General features: G+C 41.5%; 31 protein-coding genes and 1 tRNA gene. 23 read left to right on the plus strand and 9 right to left on the minus strand.

The window, feature by feature from the left end:
- The first annotated feature begins 3 nt into the window (after positions 1-3).
- The 9 genes from fmt to ICE93_RS02035 all read left to right on the plus strand — a co-directional run bounded on the left by fmt (position 4) and on the right by ICE93_RS02035 (position 9,551).
- Positions 4-1,002 (plus strand): methionyl-tRNA formyltransferase, encoded by a 999-nt coding sequence (fmt, locus tag ICE93_RS01995; protein WP_216184998.1) that lies wholly within the window; start codon positions 4-6, stop codon positions 1,000-1,002.
- Between the two features lie 2 nt (positions 1,003-1,004).
- A complete protein-coding gene (gene htpX, locus ICE93_RS02000) occupies positions 1,005-1,871 on the plus strand; it encodes a zinc metalloprotease HtpX (RefSeq protein ID WP_216185001.1) in 867 nt (288 codons plus the stop codon).
- A 1-nt stretch (position 1,872) separates the two neighbouring features.
- Positions 1,873-3,189: a 16S rRNA (cytosine(967)-C(5))-methyltransferase RsmB gene (rsmB, locus tag ICE93_RS02005; RefSeq protein WP_216185004.1), complete on the plus strand. Its 1,317-nt coding sequence runs from the start codon at positions 1,873-1,875 to the stop codon at positions 3,187-3,189.
- Positions 3,186-3,767 carry a DUF4390 domain-containing protein gene (locus tag ICE93_RS02010; protein WP_255554443.1) on the plus strand — a complete coding sequence of 194 codons (582 nt, stop codon included), beginning with the start codon at positions 3,186-3,188 and terminating at the stop codon, positions 3,765-3,767. Before rsmB ends, ICE93_RS02010 begins: the two co-directional genes overlap by 4 nt.
- The gene (locus ICE93_RS02015) at positions 3,764-6,073 is read left to right on the plus strand and encodes an ATP-binding protein (RefSeq protein WP_216185006.1); all 2,310 of its coding nucleotides are present in this window, start codon (positions 3,764-3,766) and stop codon (positions 6,071-6,073) included. The genes ICE93_RS02010 and ICE93_RS02015 overlap by 4 nt, the downstream gene beginning before the upstream one ends.
- A gap of 2 nt (positions 6,074-6,075) precedes the next feature.
- Positions 6,076-6,759, plus strand: coding sequence for a response regulator (locus ICE93_RS02020; RefSeq protein WP_216185009.1), 684 nt, complete (start codon positions 6,076-6,078; stop codon positions 6,757-6,759).
- A gap of 93 nt (positions 6,760-6,852) precedes the next feature.
- Positions 6,853-6,928, plus strand: a tRNA-Phe gene (locus ICE93_RS02025).
- 126 nt (positions 6,929-7,054) lie between these two features.
- The gene (locus ICE93_RS02030; RefSeq protein ID WP_255554444.1) at positions 7,055-8,311 is read left to right on the plus strand and encodes a tyrosine-type recombinase/integrase; all 1,257 of its coding nucleotides are present in this window, start codon (positions 7,055-7,057) and stop codon (positions 8,309-8,311) included.
- A 16-nt stretch (positions 8,312-8,327) separates the two neighbouring features.
- On the plus strand, positions 8,328-9,551 hold the full coding sequence (locus ICE93_RS02035) for a DNA methyltransferase (protein WP_216185012.1): 1,224 nt from the start codon (positions 8,328-8,330) through the stop codon (positions 9,549-9,551).
- A 4-nt stretch (positions 9,552-9,555) separates the two neighbouring features.
- Here the strand turns inward: ICE93_RS02035 and ICE93_RS02040 are convergent, their stop codons facing one another.
- The 4 genes from ICE93_RS02040 to ICE93_RS02055 form a co-directional block, all read right to left on the minus strand.
- Complete coding sequence (locus ICE93_RS02040) at positions 9,556-10,203, minus strand: hypothetical protein (protein WP_216185015.1); 648 nt, start codon at positions 10,201-10,203, stop codon at positions 9,556-9,558.
- On the minus strand, positions 10,196-10,621 hold the full coding sequence (locus ICE93_RS02045; protein ID WP_216185018.1) for an EVE domain-containing protein: 426 nt from the start codon (positions 10,619-10,621) through the stop codon (positions 10,196-10,198). Before ICE93_RS02045 ends, ICE93_RS02040 begins: the two co-directional genes overlap by 8 nt.
- Positions 10,618-11,094: a hypothetical protein gene (locus tag ICE93_RS02050; protein ID WP_216185021.1), complete on the minus strand. Its 477-nt coding sequence runs from the start codon at positions 11,092-11,094 to the stop codon at positions 10,618-10,620. Before ICE93_RS02050 ends, ICE93_RS02045 begins: the two co-directional genes overlap by 4 nt.
- Before the next feature lie 99 nt (positions 11,095-11,193).
- The gene (locus tag ICE93_RS02055; RefSeq protein WP_216185024.1) at positions 11,194-12,024 is read right to left on the minus strand and encodes a hypothetical protein; all 831 of its coding nucleotides are present in this window, start codon (positions 12,022-12,024) and stop codon (positions 11,194-11,196) included.
- 230 nt (positions 12,025-12,254) lie between these two features.
- On the opposite strand from ICE93_RS02055, the gene ICE93_RS02060 reads away from it, so the two are divergent.
- The 3 genes from ICE93_RS02060 (at position 12,255) to ICE93_RS02070 (ending at position 14,121) form a co-directional block, all read left to right on the plus strand.
- Positions 12,255-13,067 carry a hypothetical protein gene (locus ICE93_RS02060; RefSeq protein ID WP_216185027.1) on the plus strand — a complete coding sequence of 271 codons (813 nt, stop codon included), beginning with the start codon at positions 12,255-12,257 and terminating at the stop codon, positions 13,065-13,067.
- Between the two features lie 69 nt (positions 13,068-13,136).
- On the plus strand, positions 13,137-13,802 hold the full coding sequence (locus tag ICE93_RS02065; protein WP_216185030.1) for an AAA family ATPase: 666 nt from the start codon (positions 13,137-13,139) through the stop codon (positions 13,800-13,802).
- Position 13,803: 1 nt separating this feature from the next.
- The gene (locus ICE93_RS02070) at positions 13,804-14,121 is read left to right on the plus strand and encodes a hypothetical protein (RefSeq protein WP_216185033.1); all 318 of its coding nucleotides are present in this window, start codon (positions 13,804-13,806) and stop codon (positions 14,119-14,121) included.
- A gap of 47 nt (positions 14,122-14,168) precedes the next feature.
- On the opposite strand, the gene ICE93_RS02075 is transcribed toward ICE93_RS02070, so the two are convergent.
- Positions 14,169-14,738 (minus strand): site-specific integrase, encoded by a 570-nt coding sequence (locus tag ICE93_RS02075; RefSeq protein WP_216185036.1) that lies wholly within the window; start codon positions 14,736-14,738, stop codon positions 14,169-14,171.
- Positions 14,739-15,047: 309 nt separating this feature from the next.
- Here ICE93_RS02075 and ICE93_RS02080 point away from each other — a divergent pair, with 309 nt between their 5' ends.
- The 11 genes from ICE93_RS02080 to ICE93_RS02130 all read left to right on the plus strand — a co-directional run bounded on the left by ICE93_RS02080 (position 15,048) and on the right by ICE93_RS02130 (position 21,603).
- Positions 15,048-15,599, plus strand: a complete 552-nt coding sequence (locus tag ICE93_RS02080) for a hypothetical protein (RefSeq protein WP_216185039.1) — start codon at positions 15,048-15,050, stop codon at positions 15,597-15,599.
- Between the two features lie 725 nt (positions 15,600-16,324).
- On the plus strand, positions 16,325-16,765 hold the full coding sequence (locus ICE93_RS02085) for a DUF6641 family protein (protein ID WP_216185042.1): 441 nt from the start codon (positions 16,325-16,327) through the stop codon (positions 16,763-16,765).
- Positions 16,762-16,905 carry a hypothetical protein gene (locus tag ICE93_RS11365; RefSeq protein WP_255554445.1) on the plus strand — a complete coding sequence of 48 codons (144 nt, stop codon included), beginning with the start codon at positions 16,762-16,764 and terminating at the stop codon, positions 16,903-16,905. Before ICE93_RS02085 ends, ICE93_RS11365 begins: the two co-directional genes overlap by 4 nt.
- Positions 16,906-16,936: 31 nt before the next feature.
- Complete coding sequence (locus ICE93_RS02095) at positions 16,937-17,575, plus strand: hypothetical protein (protein ID WP_255554446.1); 639 nt, start codon at positions 16,937-16,939, stop codon at positions 17,573-17,575.
- Positions 17,576-17,836: 261 nt separating this feature from the next.
- The gene (locus ICE93_RS02100) at positions 17,837-18,271 is read left to right on the plus strand and encodes a DUF2703 domain-containing protein (RefSeq protein WP_216185048.1); all 435 of its coding nucleotides are present in this window, start codon (positions 17,837-17,839) and stop codon (positions 18,269-18,271) included.
- A gap of 63 nt (positions 18,272-18,334) precedes the next feature.
- Positions 18,335-18,670, plus strand: a complete 336-nt coding sequence (locus tag ICE93_RS02105; protein WP_216185051.1) for a hypothetical protein — start codon at positions 18,335-18,337, stop codon at positions 18,668-18,670.
- Between the two features lie 59 nt (positions 18,671-18,729).
- Positions 18,730-19,404, plus strand: a complete 675-nt coding sequence (locus ICE93_RS02110) for a DUF6803 family protein (RefSeq protein ID WP_216185054.1) — start codon at positions 18,730-18,732, stop codon at positions 19,402-19,404.
- 55 nt (positions 19,405-19,459) lie between these two features.
- On the plus strand, positions 19,460-19,921 hold the full coding sequence (locus tag ICE93_RS02115) for a DUF411 domain-containing protein (protein ID WP_255554447.1): 462 nt from the start codon (positions 19,460-19,462) through the stop codon (positions 19,919-19,921).
- Positions 19,922-19,932: 11 nt separating this feature from the next.
- The gene (locus ICE93_RS02120; protein WP_216185060.1) at positions 19,933-20,199 is read left to right on the plus strand and encodes a heavy-metal-associated domain-containing protein; all 267 of its coding nucleotides are present in this window, start codon (positions 19,933-19,935) and stop codon (positions 20,197-20,199) included.
- A 49-nt stretch (positions 20,200-20,248) separates the two neighbouring features.
- Positions 20,249-20,941 carry a haloacid dehalogenase type II gene (locus tag ICE93_RS02125; RefSeq protein WP_216185063.1) on the plus strand — a complete coding sequence of 231 codons (693 nt, stop codon included), beginning with the start codon at positions 20,249-20,251 and terminating at the stop codon, positions 20,939-20,941.
- Positions 20,942-21,087: 146 nt separating this feature from the next.
- Positions 21,088-21,603 (plus strand): DUF1003 domain-containing protein, encoded by a 516-nt coding sequence (locus tag ICE93_RS02130; protein ID WP_216185066.1) that lies wholly within the window; start codon positions 21,088-21,090, stop codon positions 21,601-21,603.
- Positions 21,604-21,695: 92 nt separating this feature from the next.
- Here ICE93_RS02130 and ICE93_RS02135 read toward each other — a convergent pair whose 3' ends face one another.
- The 4 genes from ICE93_RS02135 to ICE93_RS02150 all read right to left on the minus strand — a co-directional run.
- Positions 21,696-22,010, minus strand: coding sequence for a multidrug efflux SMR transporter (locus ICE93_RS02135; RefSeq protein ID WP_216185069.1), 315 nt, complete (start codon positions 22,008-22,010; stop codon positions 21,696-21,698).
- A 213-nt stretch (positions 22,011-22,223) separates the two neighbouring features.
- The gene (locus ICE93_RS02140; protein WP_216185072.1) at positions 22,224-22,574 is read right to left on the minus strand and encodes a DUF3147 family protein; all 351 of its coding nucleotides are present in this window, start codon (positions 22,572-22,574) and stop codon (positions 22,224-22,226) included.
- A gap of 90 nt (positions 22,575-22,664) precedes the next feature.
- On the minus strand, positions 22,665-23,474 hold the full coding sequence (locus tag ICE93_RS02145; RefSeq protein ID WP_216185075.1) for an energy transducer TonB: 810 nt from the start codon (positions 23,472-23,474) through the stop codon (positions 22,665-22,667).
- A 3-nt stretch (positions 23,475-23,477) separates the two neighbouring features.
- On the minus strand, positions 23,478-23,742 hold a 265-nt coding region (locus tag ICE93_RS02150; RefSeq protein ID WP_216185078.1), incomplete at its 5' end, for a rhodanese-like domain-containing protein.

A 23,742-nucleotide genomic window follows, 5' to 3' on the forward strand; every position in this document is an offset into this window, starting at 1 on the left:
CCAATGAAAATTGTCTTTGCTGGAACCCCAGAGTTTGCTGCCCAAGCCATGCGTGCAATCTACGCTGCTGGGCATGAAATTGTTTTAGCCTTCACTCAGCCTGACCGCCGTGCTGGTAGGGGCATGCATTTGCAAGCAAGTCCGGTTAAAGAGTTTGCTTTAGAAAATAATATTCCGGTATTGCAGCCAGAAACCCTAAGACGCACTAGTGCCGATCCACAAAAAAAAGCACAAGCTGATGAGGCCTATGAGCGTCTCTCCTCAATCGAGTTTGATGCCATGGTTGTTGTTGCATATGGCCTGATCTTGCCCCAAGAAATTTTAGACATAAGCGAGCGACCCGGAAGATTTGGGAGTTTTAATATTCACGCCTCTTTACTTCCACGTTGGCGTGGTGCTGCGCCAATTCAGCGGGCGATTGAAGCTGGAGATGCTAAGACTGGTGTTTGCATTATGCAAATGGATGCCGATCTTGATACTGGGGATACCGTTTTAATTTCTAGTCTTGATATAGCCCCCGATGAAACAAGCGCAAGCTTGCATGATCGATTAGCGCAACTTGGCGCCGATTCGATCGTGAGCGTCTTAAGTACCATGCAGCAACGTAAAGATGTGAACCGGGTGCCACAGCCAAAGCAAGGCATTACTTATGCTGAAAAAATACTAAAGAGCGAAGCAGAAATTGATTGGTCCTTAAGTGCGAAAGAAATTGATCAACGTATTCGGGCATTTAATCCTTTCCCTGGCGCTACTGGTCAGGTTGACGGGCTAGTGTTGAAGCTTTGGAATTCCAGAATCCCGGAAATCGGAGTAATGGGCTTATCCGGAAGCGTTGGTGATGTGCTTGGGTTTAGTGGTGATGGCGTATATATTCAGTGTGGTCATGGTGTTATCGAGGTTTTGCAGATGCAAAAACCTGGAGGCAAAAAAATGGATGCTAAAACCTGCTTACAGTCAATTGGTGTTGGTCAAAAACAGTTGCATTTTCTGTCAAAGGAGTAGAAATGTTTAATTTTGCAAAGACTGCTGTTTTGATGGCAGCCATTACTGCATTATTTATTGTGGTTGGAGGCATGCTCGGCGGCGAGCAAGGGATGTTGATGGCTTTATTGATGGCTGTCGGCATGAATTTTTTCAGCTATTGGTTTTCTGACACTATGGTGTTGAAGATGACCAATGCACAACAGGTTGACGAGAGATCTGCGCCCCAGTTTTATGGATTGGTGAAAGAGTTGTCTGAGAAGGCGGGCCTGCCGATGCCCAAAGTATTTTTGATTAATGAAGATGCGCCAAATGCATTTGCAACAGGACGCAATCCAGATAATGCTTCCGTTGCCGCTACAACTGGCATTCTAAAAATTCTCTCGAATCGTGAGCTGCGCGGCGTTATGGCGCATGAGCTTGCACATGTTCGTCATCGCGATATTTTGATTTCAACAGTTGCTGCAACTATGGCAGGGGCAATTTCTGCATTAGCAAATTTTGCGATGTTTTTTGGAGGTCGCGATTCAGAGGGCAGACCTAACAATCCAATAGCGAGTTTGATGGTGGCGATATTGGCGCCAATGGCAGCAAGTTTGATTCAGATGAGCATTTCGCGCGCACGGGAATATGAGGCTGATCGTGGTGGTGCAGAAATTAGCTCTGATCCAGAGGCCCTTGCACACGCACTAGAAAAAATTCATAACTATGCTCAGGGCATTCCATTTCAGGCTGTCGAGCAACACCCAGAAACAGCGCAGATGATGATTCTGAATCCTCTTGCTGCTGGTGGCCTTGCGCAACTTTTCTCAACCCACCCTCCCACTGAAGAGCGGGTGGCACGTTTAATGCGCATGGCTAAAAACGGGGTATACCCCGGAGCAAATTAATTTGACCGACAAAAAAACACCACGCAGTCTCCCGCTTTCAGAAGCAATCACTATTGCGGCACAAGCAATCAGCGAGGTAGTGAGTGGAAGATCACTTACGGAAGTCTTGGATCAGCTTGAGCCGCATGAGAGACCAATCGTTCAAAGTCTTAGTTTTGATGCGCTACGAAAGTGGGCGCGCTCGCATGAGTTAATCAGGCAACTTATTCCAAAGACTCCGCCGCCTGAAACTGATCATTTGCTAAGCGTGGCAATCGCTTTATTTTTGCAGGATGCAACAGAAGGTAAGGGTTATCCAGCGCACACCATTGTTGATCAGGCCGTAAAGGCGTGCGGCGAATACGATAAGACCATGTATGCCAAGGGATTGGTGAATGCAGTCCTGCGTAAAGTCAGCCTCTTGGTGCAGCCGCCTGAAGGCGAGAAACGTTACCCGCCCGACCCTATTCCTATGCATGTGCCTCCATGGTGGCGCGCTAATTTGAAGCGCAATTACTCTAAACAGTGGCAATCCATTTTGTTTCGGCAGGCTAAGCGCGCACCATTAATTTTGCGCGTTAATCAACGGCAATATACACGCGAGCAATATCAATCGTTATTGTCTGATGCCGGTATTGCATCAAAACCAATTGATGAGGTGGCTGGCATTGTTTTGCCTGGCGCACTTTTAATTCCAGAAGCCGTGCCTGTTTCTGATTTGCCCGGTTTTTATAGTGGCGCTGTATCTGTTCAAGATGCGGGAGCTCAGCTTGCTGCGATTTTGTTAAACCCTCAAGCTGGCGAGTTAGTGTTAGATGCCTGCGCAGCACCTGGTGGCAAAACAGCGCACTTATTAGAACTTGCTGATTGCTCAATGCAGGCCTTGGAGTTAGATGGTGAGCGGATTGGAAAAATTGGCAGTAATTTAGATCGCCTTCGTTTGCACTCTGACAAGGTAAAAGTGCTTCGTGGCGACGCCTCTAAAGCCGCATGGTGGGACAGCATTCTTTTTGACAAAATTTTGCTCGATGCCCCCTGCTCTGCTTCGGGTATTGTGTCTCGCCACCCAGACATACCTTTTTTAAGGCGTGAGGCTGATGTAAGAGCCCTGCAAGAAAGGCAGCGTGGCATTCTGAAGCAGGCTTGGAAGATGCTCAAACCAGGCGGCACCCTCCTATATGTCACATGTTCAATATTTGTTGAGGAGGGTGAAGATCAGGCTATTTGGTTTGCTGGGCAGTACCCCGATGCGGTACGATTAGGCGCTCCAGGCCAACTTTTGCCTGGTGAACTAAACGACGGTTTTTACTATGCTTTGTTTAAGAAAAATGGGCCATGAGCCAAAGAATTAAACAATTCCTCTTTTTGTTCTTGATGGTTTTGGGAATTTTCTCAACCACTGTAAGTGCAGAAGGTATCAAGATCAAATCCTTTGAGTTGGAGAGGTCTGATAACGACTGGCTTTTGAGCGCCACGTTTCAGATTGAATTATCCCCGGGTCTCGAAGATGCAGTCCAAAAAGGGGTGGTGCTGTATTTTCAGACTGAGTTTGATTTAACGAGATCGCGCTGGTATTGGTTTGATGAAAAGCCAGCTTTTGTGCAAAGACAAACCCGTTTGTCATATCAACCCTTAACGCAGCAGTACCGCATTGCTTCAGAGGGTTTTACTTTCTCAGCCAAATCAATGTCTGAGGCACTGCAAGCGGTAGGTAGTATTGGTGGGTGGCGTGTAATGGAAAATTCACAACTAGACCCAGGTAAATCCTATGTGGCTAGCATGCGCATGACCCTAGACCTCAGTAAGTTACCAAAACCATTTCAGGTCAACGCGCTAAACAGCCGTGATTGGAATGTTTCTAGCGATTGGTATCGCTTTCCGTTCTCTTCAAATGGCCCCAATCTGATTAAACGATGAGATCTATAGCATCCCTGCTGGACTCGGGCTTTTTTACATCAAAAGTATTGGGTAAAAAAGTCATACCAATCACAATTGGTTTAATTGGCGTATTTGCTTTATTGCTTTTGGTGCTACTTGCAATAGCCTCATCCAATACCGAGTTTTTTGATAACTATTTCATTTGGCTATATGCCGCAAATGTCGTTATTGGAATTTGTCTGACTTTGGTTATTTTGACCCTGGTGGGCGTGATTGCGGTGCGTTGGTATCGAGGTCATTTTGGTACGCGTTTGATTGCTAAGCTAGCGATGATTTTTGCTTTGGTTGGCATTGTTCCCGGATTAATTTTGTACGGCGTATCTTTGCAGTTCGTATCTCGCAGTATTGAAACTTGGTTTGATGTGAAGGTAGAGTCGGCGCTCAATTCTGGCTTGGAGCTAGGACGAGTGACTTTGCGGGTTGCTCAAGAAGAAATTTTGGGTGAAGGCAATTTTATTGCCGAGCAGATAGTGCAAGCCCCCTCAGGCGCAACAGCCGATCAGGTTGGCGCCACAATCATGAAGATTCGCAATCAATTTGGTATTCAAGAAGTAAGCCTCTTCAATATACAGCGTAATTTGATTATCACTAGTGAGGTAAGGCCAAAGAAATATTTTCCTGCCCCTAGTGCTGAGGTGGTTGCCGAGGCCTTTAAAAAGAAGGGCATTACTTTTTTAGATCAAATTGAGGTGGATGGTGGGCAGCGTGGTTATCGCATTAGGGCGATTGTTCCTATTGTTCGTAAAAAACCTATTCATAGCAAATTAGATTCAGGCAAAGATACAGACGATAAGTATTTTTTACAGCTGGTGCGATATATTCCAACTCCGCTGGCAAAGAACATTTTTGCTGTTGAATCTGCCTATAGCGAGTATCAAGAAAAATCGCTAGGGCGAACAGGCTTACGCAAGATGTTCGTCGGAACCTTAACCCTCACTCTCTTCTTTGCGGTATTTGTTGCAATTACCCTGGCGCTCATGTTGGGTAGGCAGCTCGCCCGCCCACTCCTCATGTTGTTGAGAGGTACGCAAGCGGTTGCCCAGGGCGATTTATCTCCTAAGCCCGAGCTTGATACTGGCGATGAGTTAGGCATGCTGACGCGCCAATTTAATGTCATGACAAGGCAGCTGGCAGATACTCGGACCTCTTTGCAAGAATCTAAGGCATTCTTGGAGCGTGTGCTGGGAAGCCTGACCGCAGGCGTATGTATTTTTGATAAAAACTACAACGTCGTTTCTAGTAATGCGGGGGCCGACCGAATTTTTGATCAAGACCTAACCGAGCTTGACGGAAAACCTTTAAGTAGCAGCCCGGCTTTACAAGAGTTTGAGGGCGCCATTAAAGAGGGATTTGCCACCATGAAGCTTGCTGTAGTTAGTGATGGTAATGCAGAGCAAAACACCGGTCAAACAGGCCCACCCGTATGGCAAAAACAAATCCAGCTACACAGCACAAATGAGTTTGAAAATGAATTAGGCGTTACTTTATTCGTGCGCGGCACAGAGTTGACTGGTGATTTACGAATGGTTGTTTTTGATGATATTACCGACGTAGTGAGCGCACAAAGATCGATTGCCTGGAGTGAGGTAGCAAGGCGCCTTGCCCATGAAATTAAAAATCCTCTAACACCCATTCAGCTCTCCGCTGAAAGGCTGCAACATAAGCTTGCTGGTAAGTTGAGTCCTGAGCAAGAAGAAATGATTAATCGAAGTACTGAAACCATCATTGGCCAAGTGCAAGCCATGAAAGAGATGGTGAATGACTTTAGAGATTTTGCTAAGACACCAACCCCTCAATTGAAGCCGGTATCCATTAATACACTTACTTCAGAGATTTTGGGTCTGTATGAAGGCAGCCCATTGAAAACGAAATTGGATCCAGCTTGCCCAAATATTATGGGTGACCCAACCCAACTGAGGCAGGTAATTCACAACTTACTCCAAAACGCTCAAGATGCCACTCTTGAGGGCCCAAATCCTACCAGTCCAGTAGAGGTAAAAACAGAGTTGGTGCCTTATGGTGAGCATAATGGCGTAGTTCAAAATGCAGTGCGTTTAACAATAAGTGATTGTGGAGTTGGATTTCCAGCTAAGATATTGGCAAGAGCCTTTGAGCCATATGTAACAACTAAGAGCAAGGGCACTGGATTGGGCTTAGCAGTAGTGAAGAAAATTGTTGATGACCATGCTGCGAAAATTGAAATTAGAAATCGTATGCAGGGCGATGAAGTGGTTGGTGCGCAGGTATCAATATTGTATATGAATCTAGCAAAAGAGGCAGCCTAAGCATGGCTAGTATTTTGGTTGTTGATGATGAGATGGGAATTCGTGAGCTTCTCAATGAGATCCTGACAGATGAAGGCCATACTGTGTACGCCGCAGAGAGTGCGATACAAGCTCGCACAATTCGCGAACAAATGCGTCCGGATCTAGTTCTGCTAGATATTTGGATGCCCGATACCGATGGGATTACTTTGCTAAAAGAGTGGTCCAATACCGGCCAACTCACGATGCCTGTGGTCATGATGTCTGGCCATGCAACAATTGATACCGCTGTAGAAGCAACCCGAATTGGCGCCTTAAACTTTTTAGAAAAGCCAATTGCTTTGCAAAAGCTTTTGAAGACTGTTAGCAAGGCTTTAGAGATTTCTCCTAAGTATGTCGAGCCCGAACAAGAGCGCGTAGTTCAGGCCAATACCAATCCAGTAGCACCACCAAAGCAAGCACTTGTCGAATCGACTCCTGTACCTGCTGAGGGTGAATACATCAGTGGAATAGCAAAAACGTATTTTGACCTGCCATTAAGAGAGGCTAGAGATCTCTTTGAAAAAGCGTATTTTGAGCATCAAATGCAAATCATGGGCGGTAGCATGACCAAGATTTCTGAGTACACAGGCCTTGAGCGTACCCATTTGTATCGCAAGCTCAAGGCGCTTGGAATAGATACCTCACGAAATAAAGGCGAGGGCTAGACCCCTGATAATCATGGGCGTGCAGCCCATGAAATTAAGCAAATCCCCCAAATCAAGGGCGCTTAAAGCAAATTCGTTATAATTCCATGTCTTGGCCTGGTAGCTCAGTCGGTAGAGCAGAGGATTGAAAATCCTTGTGTCGGTGGTTCGATTCCGCCCCGGGCCACCATATATACACCGTAGTCGAAAGACTGCGGTGTTTTCTTTTGTGCTTGTACAAACTTTTGCTCTTTGCGTGCGTAAAAATAATCTACGCTCACCGCACTTTATCAAATGCTAGTTCCTTTGTTGTTATATGTATAAAGAACTGGACACGGCACAATCCACACAGCAACCGCAGCCACACGAAAAAAATCTACAGCAGTTAATTTCAGCAACGCCAAATTTAATTTATTTGCGCGATGGCGAAGTTGTTTTATACAAGCGATCTTCCACACCAATATATCAGTGCCGCTTTAAGTTAGCTGATAAGGGTTGGGTAAGAGTCAGCACACACAAAGCCAGCTTAGAGGGCGCTGTAGCCGTTGCTTGTGATTTATATGACGAAGCAAGATACAGGCAACGATTAGGCTTAGCACACACAACACAAAATTTCGCACATATTGCTGAAGCAACGCTAAAAGAATTGAGACAGCAAATTGATTTGGGAAAAGGAAAGACAGCCTTTCATTCCTATGTCAGTTGTATTGAAAAATATTTCATACCTTACTTTTCAGACAAGTATTTAGAAAAACTCACGCACAACGATATAACTGAATTTGAACTATGGCGTAATAGGCAAATGGGAAAGTTGCCTAAAGCTAGCACATTGAATAATTTTTCGAGTGCGTGGAATCGGCTTATAGCAACTGCCGTAAATAAAGGCTGGATAAGCGGGAGCGCGCCTGTGCCCAAACTAAGTGGTGGTGGCTTAAAAAGCAAACCTCGTCCCGCATTTAGTAGGGAAGAAATTGATTGCCTGCTTGAATATATAGTCAAGTGGTCGCAGACGGGCAGATTGGCAGTAGAACGAGAAATGCGCCCCTTACTACGAGACTATGTTGAACTGCTGCTACTAACGGGTATGCGACACGGCACTGAGGCTATGGGCTTAGAGTGGCGAAATATCGAGTGGCACACACACGAGGGTAAAAAATATTTACGCTTGTGGGTAAGCGGTAAAACAGGTGGGCGCTGGTTAATTGCTAAACATAGGGCAGTAGATGTGCTGCGGAGACTACATCAACGACAAGCAGACATTAAAGATATTGAGTTTGAAATATTATTGAAGACTAGATTACCGCATAAATTATTTCGTTTCAGCGATGGATATCAACCACCAAGTTTAAATGGAACATTCAGAAGATTGATGCGTGATACTGGATTAGAGAAAAATAATGAAGGACAAACTAGAACTCTTTATAGCCTGCGTCATACTTACGCAACGATAGAGCTCGTTGAAAATAGAACAGATATACATACGCTAGCAAAACAAATGGGAAATAGTGCCGCAATGATTGAGCGGCACTATAGCAAGCTAACAGCTACAATGATGGCAGAAAAACTAGCCTAATTAATAAAGTAATTAAATGAAAAAAATTGAACAATTAAAAATGTTTCCAAATGAAGAGGTTGAGAGAAATAACTCATTCATTGAAGAGAAAATGAGCGTCGGTGATTTGGAGGTAAAAAAAGTTATTGGTGAATTTTGGACTAGCAAGCAAAGGCAGGCATCATCCATACAGGAGATATCATATAGAGCTTGCTTTAAGCCACAATTACCAAATTATTTTATTAATAGATATACCAGTAAAGGCGATGTTGTTTATGACCCATTTGGTGGGCGGGGAACAACAGCTGTTGAAGCAGCATTGATGGGTCGTAAAATAATTCAAAATGACATTAATCCAATTTCAACAATCTTCTCCGCTGGAAGACTTGCTGTTCCAAATTTACGACAAGTAGAGGATAGGCTAGCTGAAATTAAGATTGAAAAAAATCTAAAAAGTGATATTGATCTTTCAATGTTTTATGAAGAACAAACATTCAATGAAATTCTTAGTTTAAGAAAATATTTTTCAAATAAAGAAGAGAGTGGAACATTTGATACCGTTGATGCTTGGATAAGAATGGTCGCAACAAATAGACTCACAGGACATTCAAGCGGATTCTTTTCTGTTTATACAATGCCGCCAAATCAGGCGGTGAGTGCTGTAAGTCAAATTAGAATTAATGAAAAAAGAAAACAGACGCCGACATACAGAGATACAAAAAAAATTATCATAAAAAAAACTAAACAATTACTTAGTGGATTGACTAAAGAAGAGACTAATAATTTACACAACGCTTTTCAGAGCGCTTTATATCTAAATAAGCCAGCCAATAGCACAAATGAAATTAAAGATAACACGGTATCGTTAGTAGTTACATCGCCACCATTTTTAGATATTGTTCAATATAAAGACGACAATTGGCTTCGCTGTTGGTTTAATGGAATAGATAGTGAGGAAGTTGGAAAAGGTATAACAATGGCAAGAACCGTTGATGTTTGGGCTTCTCAAATGAAAAGTGTTTTGTCTGAGCTTCACAGGGTTTTGAAAAAAGACGGAATTATTGCCTTTGAGGTTGGCGAGATTAGAAATGGAAAAATTAAATTAGATGAAGTAATTTTGCCATTAGGTATTGAGGTCGGTTTGAGTTGTGAATATGTAATGATTAATAGTCAGGTTTTTACTAAAACCTCAAATATTTGGGGTGTAAGTAATAATGAAGTTGGAACTAACAGCAACAGAATTGTCGTATTTAAAAAATAAATAACTAAGGTAGTTTTTTTAGAGAGTAAATTTCAATATTGCCAGCATTAAATTCTGCCTTAAATTTGACCTTAAGCTCATAGAGATCAATTAGTTTATAGCCTACAAGCTTAAATGGAGATTTGTTATCGCCCCCCAGTGATTCCGTTTCAAAACCAATGATGATATGAGGAGCATTGAAGTGAATCTTACTTTTATTGGTTGGCTGATAAAAAAAACTTCTTAAAGTTGATTCAATTGTTTTTGTTTGAAAAGTTTTAACATCCGCATAAATCTTAACTTCTCCCATCTCAATCAGGCAATCTGGATATCCGGTAGCTTGAAGGTTTCCATTAGCTAGGTATGGTTTTGCGCATTTTAGGTTTGGAATAGCTGAAAGACTCTTTCTAAGCTCGTCTTCAATCGTATTACCTAATTCATTTGCTCTCCCAATGTAAGTTGTTTGAGCAAAATTAGATAAATGATTTAGATTATTTTTTAACCAATTATCAATTATGGTTATAACCTTTAATGAATCTTCATTAAAAGGTTCAATTTGATAACCTGTGGCAGCTTTTATAACATCTCTAAAGTAGAGTGAGCTAATTCCAGTTTTGAGAAATTGAATAGCGCCCTCAAACTCATTCCAATCAAAGTTATCGTTATTACTCAACTTTTGACCCTAAGGCTACAAATGCCTTATATTCTTTTTCAGAAATCTGAAAGTAAGTGGCTTGGAAGTTTCTACGCACATACGAAAAGGAGCTAAGAAATCTGTCTGCTTTAATTTTTTGAAATGCCAAAGGCTTTGGAAATTTGTTGAATAATTTTAAATCGACATAAACGGGTCGCTCTCCTGTGCCCGAAAAAATACCATACCGCCGACATTCGGCATCCTTTGACTCATCTTTATTGCTAATTTGATAAACAGAGAAAATTCCACTCCTAACGCCCGCAGCTTTTTGTGAAGCATACATAAGAACAAAATCATTAACCTCGCAAGACTTTGGCATACAAAACCAGGTATCAGAACCGCCTGAGAACCTTTCAGCAGTAAGTTGTGAGCCTATTACACCTATCCAGTATTTCATACATTTTCCAGTAATGAGAGGGCTTTAACGCGCGAAATTTTTGTGCCGCTGCCTAATTGGTTAGTGGAATACCAATGTTGAACGGTTGTTTTAGAAATTTTCCAAAAAGGTATTTTAGGAAAACACTCTATGTCAGAAACAATGTAGCCCTCAATATCATTTAATTTATTTAAAAAGCCTTGCTCTTCAAAACTCCTCCCGCTACCTACCATATAGCTCGGGCAAAAATAAATTCCGCCGCGAGTAATTGAGCGAACTTCCCATTTCTTTCCGTCTTTATCTATCAAATCAAATCCAGCACCCTCGCTAGGAGCAAGTATTCCGCCTAAAACCTCAAATGCTAAGCGCCTTTCTAAAACAAAAGAAACTCTTCTTCCATCTGTGAAATAGTCTTTTGTATCTTGTGGTGTCAGCTTTAATGAATCAGAGATTTGATTTAGATCCCAAGTAAGAATTCCGTGCGGTTTTAGCATTTTTGTTAGGCTTATCAAATTTAAAATATTGTTTTACCATAACAAATGAAATTGAATAACTAAATTGAAAAAAAAGATAAAAAAGATTTGTGCTGATTTCTAATTTTTTACTTTATATGGACGGCCAGCCTTGCGTTTATATGGAGTTGTAATTGCGTCTTTATGTTGTTTGTTTGTTGGAAACATTCCGCGTGCCGCGTTCTCTGCTACCAATGCCGCAGTCTTAATCAATCTACTAGCTGCTATGCTGAGCAATTCTTTTCTATCAGCCAAATTAGGATCATTTACATCAATATCCTTTTCAATAAATGACTGAGCGGGTATTAATCTCAGATCATTGCCTATCTTCCATAGCGGAAGTCCTCGTTTGTAAAGTTTTAATGCCCTCAGTCCGTTTTGAAGGGTTTCAATCCGCAGCTTACTATTCGATAGTTGGTATGTGGGCGCAGTCTGTTTAGGTAATACGGTAGAAAACTGATAGTTGGATAGCTGCTTACGCAACTGATTTAGTGCCTGTGGCAAAGTTAGATTAAGTGGTAGCTCAGCAACTACTGAATCTACGCCCGTCCAATTGCTAATTTGCTGTTTATTTGTGCTTTTTAATGTGCCTACTATATTTACAACAGGCAAAGGCGCACTAATGCCGTATAACTGCTTGCCTATCCTATCCCACCAATCCGCTTCTTTCATTTTGTAAATCGCACCAAAGTCTTTAACTACTTTAGCAACGACTTTGTAGTCTTTAGGCAATGGGTAGGGCGATTTTTGATTCGCTAGCTTACGCATTACAGCGTCATAACTTGGACTAGCTTTTAGGTAGTCGCAGACTAAGTCATAGCGTAAATCGGGCTTAACAGAAATACCGCTTTTATCAAAATCTGAGCCCAATCTAATGAGGCGGGGAAGTGGTTTGCGTCCTAAATTAGCCATTTAATATTAACAAGAATAAGAAGAATAAGTCGTAATAATAATTCGCGTTAATACAGCGTATCATAGAACTATCGATACGGCAAGCACAGCGTATCCCTCTTTAAAAATTAGCAAAGTTATGTAGTAGCAGTAAAGCAAGCGTCAATATTTTTTACGCTTGTAGCAGGAAGTGTGTGGGCAATTTCGCAAACACACATTTATTAACGCCATTTATATCGAAAGGAAACATTATGGCTAAGTCAGTAAGTAGTAAATCAATTATGTCGGCACAAGCAATCGTTAATAAAGCAGACGGTTTAGTAAAGCAGCGCGAACACTTTGAGCAAAATGAATACGCACGCAGCAACAAGCGTTTGTATGAAATTTTGGCTGAAGTTTTAGCAATGTATGAACAAGCAATAACTAGTAAAACGCTTTTAACTGAAACGATTAAGCAAATGAAGCTAAATTTAGAGGTTTGTAAGGTGCGTGTTCAAACTAATACGCTAGCACTAACACTATTTGTGCGTTATGTGTTTCGCACTGATAGGCAGCGCAGTATGAATTACAGCAGAACATTACAAGCAGCTTTACAGCAGGGCATTAGTGCGGGTCAGCTAGCGCAGTTTATTGAAGATTGTGGCGGTGTAGAGCAATGTAAAAAGCGCTTTACTAAGTCATCAAAAGTGGTAGTAAAAGAAACAATGATTGCTAACACAATGACTTTGGTAGAAGAAACACTAGCTGACGCAATAGCAAAGCCGTTAGCAACATTTAAAGTGCCTAACAAGTTTGTAGCGCAGACCTATGACAAAGACTTTGTATTTGTGATTGGTAAAGCCGACAAGCAGGGCAACATTAAGGCGCTGGGTGCTGTGCCTGCTTATTCGGCAGGTATGACTAAGTGGGCTAAGCAACAAATGGCGCTGTTTTTAAGTCAGCAGCAAGCACAGGCAAAGAAAGACGGAAATGCTAAGCAGAAAGACGCAGCACTAACAGCAGCAAAGTCCGCAGCAAAAAACAAAACGCCCACCGAAACGGTAGGCGAATTGTTGGCTGCTTAATTAACAAAATGTTTTTAAAACTTGGGTTGGGTGTTGGCGCACTCAACCCACAACATAAGGATAGTATATATGAACACGAATTACAAGTATCGACCTAAAACAATTGACGAGTTTGTTTTCGCAACTCCAAAATTAGAAACTCAAATCAAACGATATGCGGATGGTAAATCGATGTTGCCGTTAGTTTTACACGGCGAGTATGGGACAGGTAAAAGTTTGCTAGCAGAGCTAATACCTAAAGCAATAGATGGCGACGCAGTATCAATTAACTATGTCAATGCGGAAGAATTGAATAGCGCAAAGGAAGTGCGAGAAAAGTTCTTTCGCTCAACTCAATACGACCGCTTATTCAGCACAGATGGGCAAAAGAATAATTACACGGTTGTAGAGGAGGTTAATTTCGACCCCAAAGCAAAGGGGGCGCTTCGTGTGTGCTTAGATGGAATGGCAGAGCGCGAGTTGTTTATCTTCACTACTAATGAAGTAGAAAAGATTGATAGAGGTTTGCTGAGTAGAGCAGAAGTAGTAGAGGTGCTTCCAGCTCCACCTGACCGTTTTTTTAATCGAGCACAGCATATCTTGCGCAGTGAGGGCGTTGATTTGGACGACAGCGTGTTGCGTGATGTGTTAGACACGGTCTATGAAAACGATTACGACAATCGTGCCTACTATCGTGCGTTAGACGAAATTATTGAAGCGTGGAAAGACAATACAATTTTAGGCAAAGGAGAATGAGATGGAATGTTTGTTAGAAGGAACTCCTATAGCATTTGTTAAGCAGGCTGATATAGACATACAAGTTAGTTGCGATATTCATTCAATACATATTAGGCATAAAAAAGCATTATTAGAATTTTTTAAGAAAGATGAATTTTTTATGTATGGGGAAATTGAATTAATTTCGTATGATGTCCGTATTACAAATATTCGATATCACTTTAAAAATGGTTGGATTGACATAGCAGAACACATAAACGAAGCTGAAGATAGAATCAATCAACTACTTGATCGTTTTGCTTCGGTGAATAGAGGATATGTGAATATACAAGCGTAGATTTATTTGACGCTTAACTTTAAAGCCCGCTTATAAAGCGGGCTTTTTTATATCAACTCTACAGCTTTACGCAGCATATCGTCATTGGCATCTACATAGATTGCTGTAGTAGATACAGATTTATGCCCCATTAGACGCATTAGCACACGCAGACTAGTGCCATTACTCGCTATGCCTGTTGCGTAAGTCCGCCTTCCGCTATGACTTGATGCTCCACTTACGCCTGCTTTGCGATACAACCAAAAGAACCATTGCGTAAGTGTATTAGCTGTAAATCCTTTTGACTTTTCTGTATAAAACAATGGCAAAGACATATCTTTGACAGGATAGTGTTTTAAGTAGGTGCCTAATTCAGTTCGTAGTTTCTCATTGACAAATACAACTCGTGCCTTATTACCCTTAGTTTGGTTGGCGGCTAAACGAATCTCACCCTTAATCGAACCATCCTCATTTCGCACATCACAAATTCTTAGCGCAGCAATTTCCCCTACCCGCATTCCACTCCAATAGCTAGTAAGCAACATCGCCCTATTTCTAATGCTGTATTTCTGTTTAGTGCTGATATAGCGCAAAACCATATCAATTTCGCTTTGGTTTAGTGTTTTAGCTTGCGCCATTTCGTCTCCCCATAAAAGAATTTATTGTTATTAGTATGTTTTCTTATGCGCAAAATTCCTACCGAAATTCAGCATTAAAAGAGTTTCCATAAATCAATGACTTACAAATTCAGCGTGGGCTGAGATAAGAATTTCGCAATTTTCTTATGTCGCTATAGTCAATAAGCCACAGCAAAATAAGCCCTACAAGCAATTATTTAAGTATTCTGTAGCAAGAGCATTAAGTTAGTGAAGATTTAGCTTTGTAGATATGATTTAAAGCACAGCAGACAAATAAAGAATTAAAATCAAAAAAATATCAAAGCTAAGATGAATAAAGATTTAGTAAAAAATAAATTCTACATAGGCGCTTACAGCGCAGCTATTCATTGGCATCTTTTACAAGCTAATGACTTTTCAACAACTTCAACAAAAGATTTAAAACTTTTAGCGTTGGGAAATAAATCATTTGGAATAATTGAAAATAAAATAACAAGTAAGCAATCATTGATTTCAGATCCAACAAGAACAATTGTGGATTTATTGGATAAACCTAAACTAGTTGAAAATATATATTTGGTTGAAAAAGCATTAGTAAATTATGCGAATTCGAAATATAAAAACTTTGAACTATTATTTAATTACGCTGAAAAATTTCGTAGTGGTGCTTTTTATAAGCGGCTTGGGTTTCTATTGGAACGAAACTATCCCAATGAAAATGAAATATTAAGGCATTGTCTGACTAAGATTAGTCAAGGCTATAGCTATTTAGATACTAGAGAGACTTCAGATAAGATCATTTCCAAATGGAATCTTTGGGTTTCTCAAGAAATGAAATCAAGTATAAAAAAAATACCCGCGCATATTTTTACTAGTCTGTAATTTAAGTTCAAGTGGTGATTTTTGACCTATTGCCACCTTGTATAGCGAACTGCGTTCGCTAGTGTTTCGTAAGTGCTTCGCACTCACTCACACATTTTTTCTCTTTTGATTTTTTAGAGTTAATGTTTGAATGCTTTCGCTAGATTCAACCTACACTGAGCCTTAAGCAACAGGCTCAGTAATAGAAAAGGACTTTCGCTGAGTTCTTTACTACATCACTAAGGGCATAACCATTTAGGTAAGGGCGGCTTCGCTGTCTCCTTTTATATGCGGCTGAAATGAAGCGCAACAATGACAACAGCATAAGTGGCTACCGTTGTCCTGTTTGAAAGTTGCTGTGTGAGCAGAGCTCTCTCGTGTTGTTATAGCACTATAGGCTATCAACTTTATGCTGATTAATTCTCAATTCAATTAGCTAGCAAAGCTAACGGCGTCCTGTTAAGGATAGTGAATATAAGTCTCTGCTACCGCACAGAATTTCCATCGCTGCGCACACCAATGGCCAGCTTTAGGGCGACATAACAACTGAGTGTCGCTGCTCATTATCAGTAGTAGTAAATGGCATACAGATTGCTCTGCTGTCAAAGTTATTTATATGAGTGAAAAGAAATTCAGAATGAAAGTGGCGTTTTATTTGGTAAGACGGTAATTTGAGTTGAATTTCGGTTGTTCTCAATGCTTTTCCGAATTTATTGTTTTATTACACAAACAGAAAAGGAAGCACTATGAGCACACTAGCAGCACTCAAACTAACATCAACTAAAAAGCCCAATCAAATTCCGCAGGTGCTACAGCGTAGAAATAAATTAGCTAAGCGTATTTGGGAGCAAATTGAATTGGCTAAAGCAGAACAAACAGGTGGTCAATTCGCCGTCAGTCGTTTTCGTAGCTATACAGACAAAGAAACAGGTTTGCGCAAACAAGTAGAAACACAAAAGCGTATTAAAGCGTGGTGGTTTGTAGGCGATAACGGTAAGCTAGCACTAGCAATTCGTTATGGTTCAAAAGTATTGGAGTTGGCGAAAGGAAAATTCGCAGTAGAGGTTGGAGCTTCCACTGAATTAGTTTCAACACTACAAGTAATTAAGTCCGCAGTTGAAGCGGGCGAACTAGACGCAGCTATTGACTTTGCGGCTAACAAATTGCGCAGTGGATTTGTTAAATGAAAAAATATAAGTTGTGGGTCCGCATAAATGGTTCGCAAACCGTATTCACTCTTATATTCGCTCAAAATGGTTTAGCAGCAAAGTCATTAGGCGAAGCGCAGTATGGCGTAGGTAATGTATTGAGTTTTAAAGAGGTGTGAATTGAGTTGCGTAAATACACAATGCGCTTTTATGAATTTGCCACTAAGTCAATCAAACCAAAGCCACCTCTTACGCCCGCGCAGGCTAGAATTAACGCTCTTAAACAAGGTGTTGAAAACAGCCGTCGCCAATTACAAGCAGAGCGTGAAAGACAGCGACGACAGCGTGATGCTGAGAGATTGCGTAAGCAGCTACAGCAACGCTAAACAGAAAATACCTAATTTGAATCAAACGACGGGTTTTCTGTTGGTTAGTAGTGCTATTACAAAATCATTGTTTTGTCGGACAAGAGGTATAGCAAAAATAATTCATAAAACTATTGACTTTGATGTTGCCAATTGTGTAGAAGGAGCTTTATTCAATGTAAATGGAGACACTATGAATTTGGAATTTCAATTTGCTCAATATCAGGTGAAAGTAAATGGATGGGGTGATGAGGAGGACCCGATCGTTATAAGTGGCGTAGATAGCCCCTCAGCTATGGCGGCAATTGAGCATCACTTAATTAATTTTGAAATGAAAATGAAGAATTTAGAGTGGCAATTGAAACTAAGCGAACACCTTACTACAAAAGACGAAAAGCATATTGCTAAATTAACGATTGATATTAAAACTACAGGTGAAACTAAAGAGTATTGGTTTGATATTACAGAGGCATTCAAATGTTAGCCATACATAAAGCAAGCGTAAATTATTTTTACGCTGCGTGGGACAAAAGCACAACGCTTACAAAAAACTTTCCCCCTATGCTTTATCTCTTTGATTTTAAGTATCTCTTAGGCGGTCTATCAGAGTTGAAAATCCTTGTGTCGGTGGTTCGATTCCGCCCCGGGCCACCAAGAAATACCAAAACCACCTTCGGGTGGTTTTTTCTTTTTGGGGCTCGAATTAAAACGGTAATAGGCATAGAATATTTTCAGGGGGCTTTATATGAAAACCATGCCAATAGTTTGGTATCGACTTGTAAAAGCGGGCGAGACTTGTATTCGTTGCGGGGAAACCCATCAAGAGCTTGAAAAGGCGTTAGCCAAGTTGAAATCGTCACTGCTGCCATTAGGTGTTGAGGTTACATTTGAAACTAAAGAGTTAACGGAGGCAGAGTTCAAAATCAATCCATCTAAATCAAATGAAGTTTGGATTGCGGGTAAGCCAGTGGAGGAGTGGCTGGGCGCTCGAGTTGGCATGACCCCCTGCTCTTCAGTTTGCGAAGGATCAAGCTGTCGCACACTTGAGGTTGACGGAAATAGCCATGAAACTATCCCTGAAGAGTTATTTGTAAAAGCAGGGCTGAGGGCAGCAAGTGAATTATTAACTTCTGATACAGGCCCTAAATCTAATGCTTGTTGTGGCGGTTCTTGCGGATAAGTTTTAGTATTGGACAGTGTCGTTTAAAACGACAAAATCATTAAATAGGCATAGAATTAAAGTATGAGAAAGATTTGTATTGCTCTCTGCCTAAGTTTATTTGCCAGCCTCATTCATGCGGTTGGCATGCCTACGTCTAACGATGGGCTAGATCAATTACATTTCCAGCATGTCATTCAGCATGATTGCCATACTCAGGCTGATACAAAAATTGATAAAACACATCAATCTACTAATCACCAAGCCCATCATCAATGTTGCTTAGGGGTAGTTGCTAACCTATCTTCTAATCAATACAGGCAACCTGACTTTTCTAGTCATTTTGTTCCTCATGTTCCTCAATTAATTGTTGAGGCAATTCCTAGTCATATCTTCAAGCCACCAAGATTCATTAGTTAATTAAGTAGTTAACTAATTTTTTGTGGCATTAAGCCACAGTAATCTATTGGAGAAATCTTATGAACATGACTCACTACATGGAGTTGTTGGCTGTTAACCAGCCTTGGAATTTAATTATTTTTATGGCCATTCCAGTCATTCTGGCTGAGACTTTGGCAATCACCGAGTTGTACCTATTATTCACTCGCAAGTTTGATGGAGCGGTTTATTACCTGAATCGTTTTGCTGGCATTGCTGTAGGCATTTATTTTGTTGGAATCATCATTTACATCATGACGAATGCGGTAATCCCAATTACCAAGGCGGGTGAATGGAGAACAGTGATTGATGTGATTGCTGTGGGTACTTACCTCATAGCAGGATTGCCGCTCATTTGGATTGCTTTACAGGAAATGGGATTAGTCAATAAAGCATTGGATCAAATGGGTAAGCTAAAGATTCATGCGATCTGTGTTGCCTTGTTCTTGGTGTTTGGACACATCGCTATGATTGCCGGCATGGTTGATCCAAGCATTCTTGGTTATAAAGGTGCGAGTGCTCACCAAATGAGTTCAGGTGCGGATGATCATGAGTTCTGTCACCCCGAAAAGCATGAAAAGATGATGAAACAACATCAGAAAATGATGGGCAATATGCCTTCCAATCAAATGCCTAAGAACAGCGGACAGGTGCCTATGAATGATGGGCAAATGAAACAAAACATGCCAACGAACAACCAAGGACATACGCACTAATGAGAGGATTGCCCGCAAGGGCAATTTTTACTTGTTGAAAGGAATGGTTAAAAAAATGAAATTAATAAATCAACATAGAAGGCTGATCTTTTTTGGATTGGCTTTATTGCCAAGCTTGAGTTTTGGCGCAACACAAAAGCCTGTCATTACGATGTGGAAGAGCCCCACCTGCGGTTGTTGTAAAGACTGGGCGGACCATGTGGAAAAGAATGGCTTTGCTGTTAAAACCTATACAGATGGCAATGACGAAATTCGTAAGAAGTTAGGTATGCCTATTCAGTTTGGCTCTTGCCATACAGCCTTAATTGGTGGCTATGTCATTGAAGGACATGTTCCTGCTAAAGAAATTAAGCGACTTTTGGTGGAAAAACCTAAAGCCATTGGTTTAGCCGTTCCTGCTATGCCGCTTGGCTCTCCTGGTATGGATGGGCCTGAGTACAAGGGCAGAAAAGACCCCTACGATGTTTTGTTAATTGGATTAAATGGCAAGCCCAGTGTTTATCAATCCTACAAATAAAGGAATTTGAAATGAGCGAAATTAACTTAGATGTAAGCGGTATGACTTGTGGCTCTTGCGTCAAACATGTCACTAACGCACTTAAACCATTAGAAGGTGTACAGGATGTATCTGTAGACTTAGCTACCGGAAAAGTTAAGGTGACAAGAGCCACCGAAAAGGCGGATGACTTAATTGCGGCCTTAATAGAGGATGGTTATCCAGCTCAATTGGATACTGGTGGCACCACTCATGCCAAGCAGGGCGGCGGCTGTGGTGGTGGGTGTAAGTGTTCATGATGTCGTTTTATGAGACAATGGCTGTTCATAAGAATAATTAGGAGCCGGTATGTATAAGTTGATAGCTTTTGATGCCTATGGGACATTGCTTGATGTGTATTCCATGGGGCAGTTAGCGGAAGAATTGTTTCCGGGGCACGGTCAAGCATTGAATTTAATGTGGCGTGATCGCCAAATTGAATACACCCGTTTAGTGACAATGAGTGATCCTAACCCAAACGGTAGCAAACACTATCTTTCATTTTGGGAGATCACCATTCGCTCATTACGTTATGTATGTAAGCGCATGAGCTTACACCTCACTCCAGAATACGAGAGGCGACTGATGGATCAGTATGCTAAGTTGAAGAGCTTTGACGACAGCCTGGAAGTGCTCAAGTCAGTAAAACAAAAAGGTATTTCAACGGCTATTTTATCTAATGGAAGCACAGAAATGCTTGCCACCGTTATAGAAAGCAATGGCTTAAAACCCTATTTGGATAAAGTTGTCACCGTTGAAGATGTGCGCTTATTTAAAACCGCCCCCCAAGCCTATGAGCTATTACTAAAAGCTTTTCCTGTGAAAAAGGAAGAGATTCTGTTTGTCTCTAGTAATGCTTGGGATGCCTTAGCGGCAAAGTGGTATGGTTTTGATGTATTTTGGGTGAACCGTTTGAATCATCCGTTTGAAGAGATTGGCGAAAAGCCAAGCTATGAAGGTAGTTCTCTAAATCAGGTTCTTGATGTTATTGAGATAAATTAATAAACTTTTTTGGCCGGGTTGCTGTTGGATTAAGCAGCCTCAGTCTCGGTCGATTCCGCCCCGGGCCACCAAGAACACCAAAACCACCTTCGGGTGGTTTTTTCTTTTCTGGGCGTAGAGTATAGAAAGCGCACTAGGAGAGACCTATGACTACAACCATACCCACCAATCAAGAACTTCAAGTTTTAGACGCTTTGCGTGCTCACAGAAAAAGGCATCGCCAAGGACTCCCAACTCAAATTACGGCTCATGTCGAGCAACCCATAGGACCATTGACTGTTGGGCAAAAAATATCGGATGCGGTGGCAAGAACGGTAGGCTCTTGGAAGTTCATCATTTTTCAAAGCGTTTGTATTTTGGGTTGGATTACTTATAACTCTGTAAACAATGACAATGTTTGGGATCCATACCCTTTCATTCTTTTGAATTTAATGCTGTCATTTCAAGCGGCTTATACAGCGCCAGCAATCATGATGAGTCAGAATCGACTCTCGGAGATAGATCGACAACATGCTAATAACGACTTTGAAGTCAATGTAAAGGCGGAGCTAGAAATCGAATTGCTTCATCAAAAGATCGACATGATGAAAGAAAAAGAGCTTTATGCTTTAACTAAGGCGGTTGAGGCTTTGAGCGAGAAATTAGATAGCTATAGAGGGTAGGATAGGAACTCCTCGGCCCTGGTTCGATTGCGCCCCGGGCCACCAAGAAACATCAAAACCACCTTCGGGTGGTTTTTTCATTTATAGCTCAGCTAGCCCATCTTCAGAAAAATGACTCCAAGCAGAATCAATGCGGCCCCGATCCAACGAATTGGAATATTGGGGTCACCAAAAACTAAAACGCCAATAGCAAAAGTACCCACTGCGCCAATGGATGTCCATACCGCATACGCTGTTCCGATAGGAATGCCTTTTAATGAATACCAAAGCAGGAATCCACTCAGTGCCATGCTTGTTCCAGCCAAAGCAATGCCCAAGATTTTCATGTTGGGATTGTCTGATAGCTTTAATCCAAGAGGCCAGCCAATCTCAAAAACACCTGCCATTAATAAAGATAGCCAATACATGTTGGGCCTAGAGTTAACCAAAGAATTTACTTTATCAAATTTTCTCGCGCCATAAAACAGGATTAGACATCTTCGGGCCTGGCTCGATTCCGCCCCGGGCCACCAAGAACTCAAACAGTCGCCTTTCGGCGGCTGTTTTCGTTTTCACTCTCTAATCACAGTGCTAGACGCTATTGGACTTTATATATCGCTGTCGTTTAAAACGACAAATCATCACAACAGTTCAATTCCAAAGCCCTTCATCAGCAAAGCAAACAGTCCAAAACATATAACCGTCACAACAACACTTGCTCCCATCGTCAGCCAAAAACCTAGTCTTGGTAGCAAATAGGGAAATAGTAAAAACATCGGCAATGTTGGAATGACATACCAAAAAGTGTAATAAGCGTGGTTTGCTATTTTCTCTTCCGATTGATTCTCAATGTAGAGCCAAGTAAGAGTAAGTAATGTCATCAAGGGCAATGCCGCAATGAATCCCCCTAACTTATCGCTTCGCTTAGCAACTTCGCTAATGAATACAATCATCCCTGCTGTCAGTAGATATTTTGTGATTATCCAAGTCATAGACGCCTTAAGTGTTTTTGCTTGCCCAATTATAGGAATGTCGTTTTAAACGACATTACAAATATATGCGCATAGACGTATGTATGTGAACTACTTTCTTTGATTCAGATTGCTTGACCCCCATTGATCCAGCTGTCTCTGATTATGGGCGGCCACACCTTCAATAGAATCCTGAGGTAATTGTTTGAGGCACTCTGCTAACGATTCAGGACTAAGTTTTTCGGCAGGCTTATTTTGTTTTATCTCTTGTGGCGATTTGCCATCCCAAGCAAAGGGATTATTAAATGATGGGGGATCAGGTAAACAGTCATCGCTATAAATTGGCGTGTCATCAGTAGCAAATGGCGTAAACGAAATTGTCTTTTCAAAGATGAGTGGTTTCCCAGTTGGCGTGGGCGGTGGCGGTGGCATTGAATAAATGGCTTTGCGAGCAAGAGCCTCTGCTTTATCAGATGTCTTCCAGAGGGTTTCAACTCTAGTGATGCTGCCATTTGGAGCAATCTCGATTCTAAATCTCACTTGCCCTTGATCGACACCTTCAACGGCTGTTCCCATCATGCTACGCACTTGCTTGCCCCAAGTGTGTCTGTAGCCTTTACTATTTTTTAGTGTGTATGTTGAGGCAAATGCCCATTCTTCTGCTGTTGGAGCATTTGGGGCAGCTTGTGTTGCTGGAGCTTTCGTTGTGAGCGTTTGATTCTTTTGGGTGGTGACCGGTTCTTGTTTTTCTTCGGGCTCATTTAGTTTGATGACAACGACATCTTCTTTAACTTTTTTTAGCGGCTTTGCTGTTGATGGAGTCCATAAAAGTAGAACGCAAAAATGTAAAGCTAAAGAAAGTACAAGCGCCGACTTAAAAGCAGACTGTGGCGTTTGAATAAGGCGATTAAGACGGAACAATCACTACCCGTCTTGTTTGGCTAGCTTCAGATTCATATTGAGCCAATTAGGTATGCCATCTTCTGCTCGTACCGCCTTGAATCCTTTTTCTCTGAGGCGCTTTACAGCTTCATAAGATAGAACGCAGTATGTGCCTCTACAGTAAGCAACAATCGTTTTAGATTTTGGAAAATCTCCTAATCTCTCTTCTAATTCCTCAAGGGTGATATTGAGCGCCCCCTCAAGATGAGAGTGAGCGTACTCTTCACTAGGCCGCACATCTAAAAGT

The sequence above is a fragment of the Polynucleobacter sp. MWH-HuK1 genome (assembly GCF_018881815.1).
Lineage (GTDB): Bacteria > Pseudomonadota > Gammaproteobacteria > Burkholderiales > Burkholderiaceae > Polynucleobacter.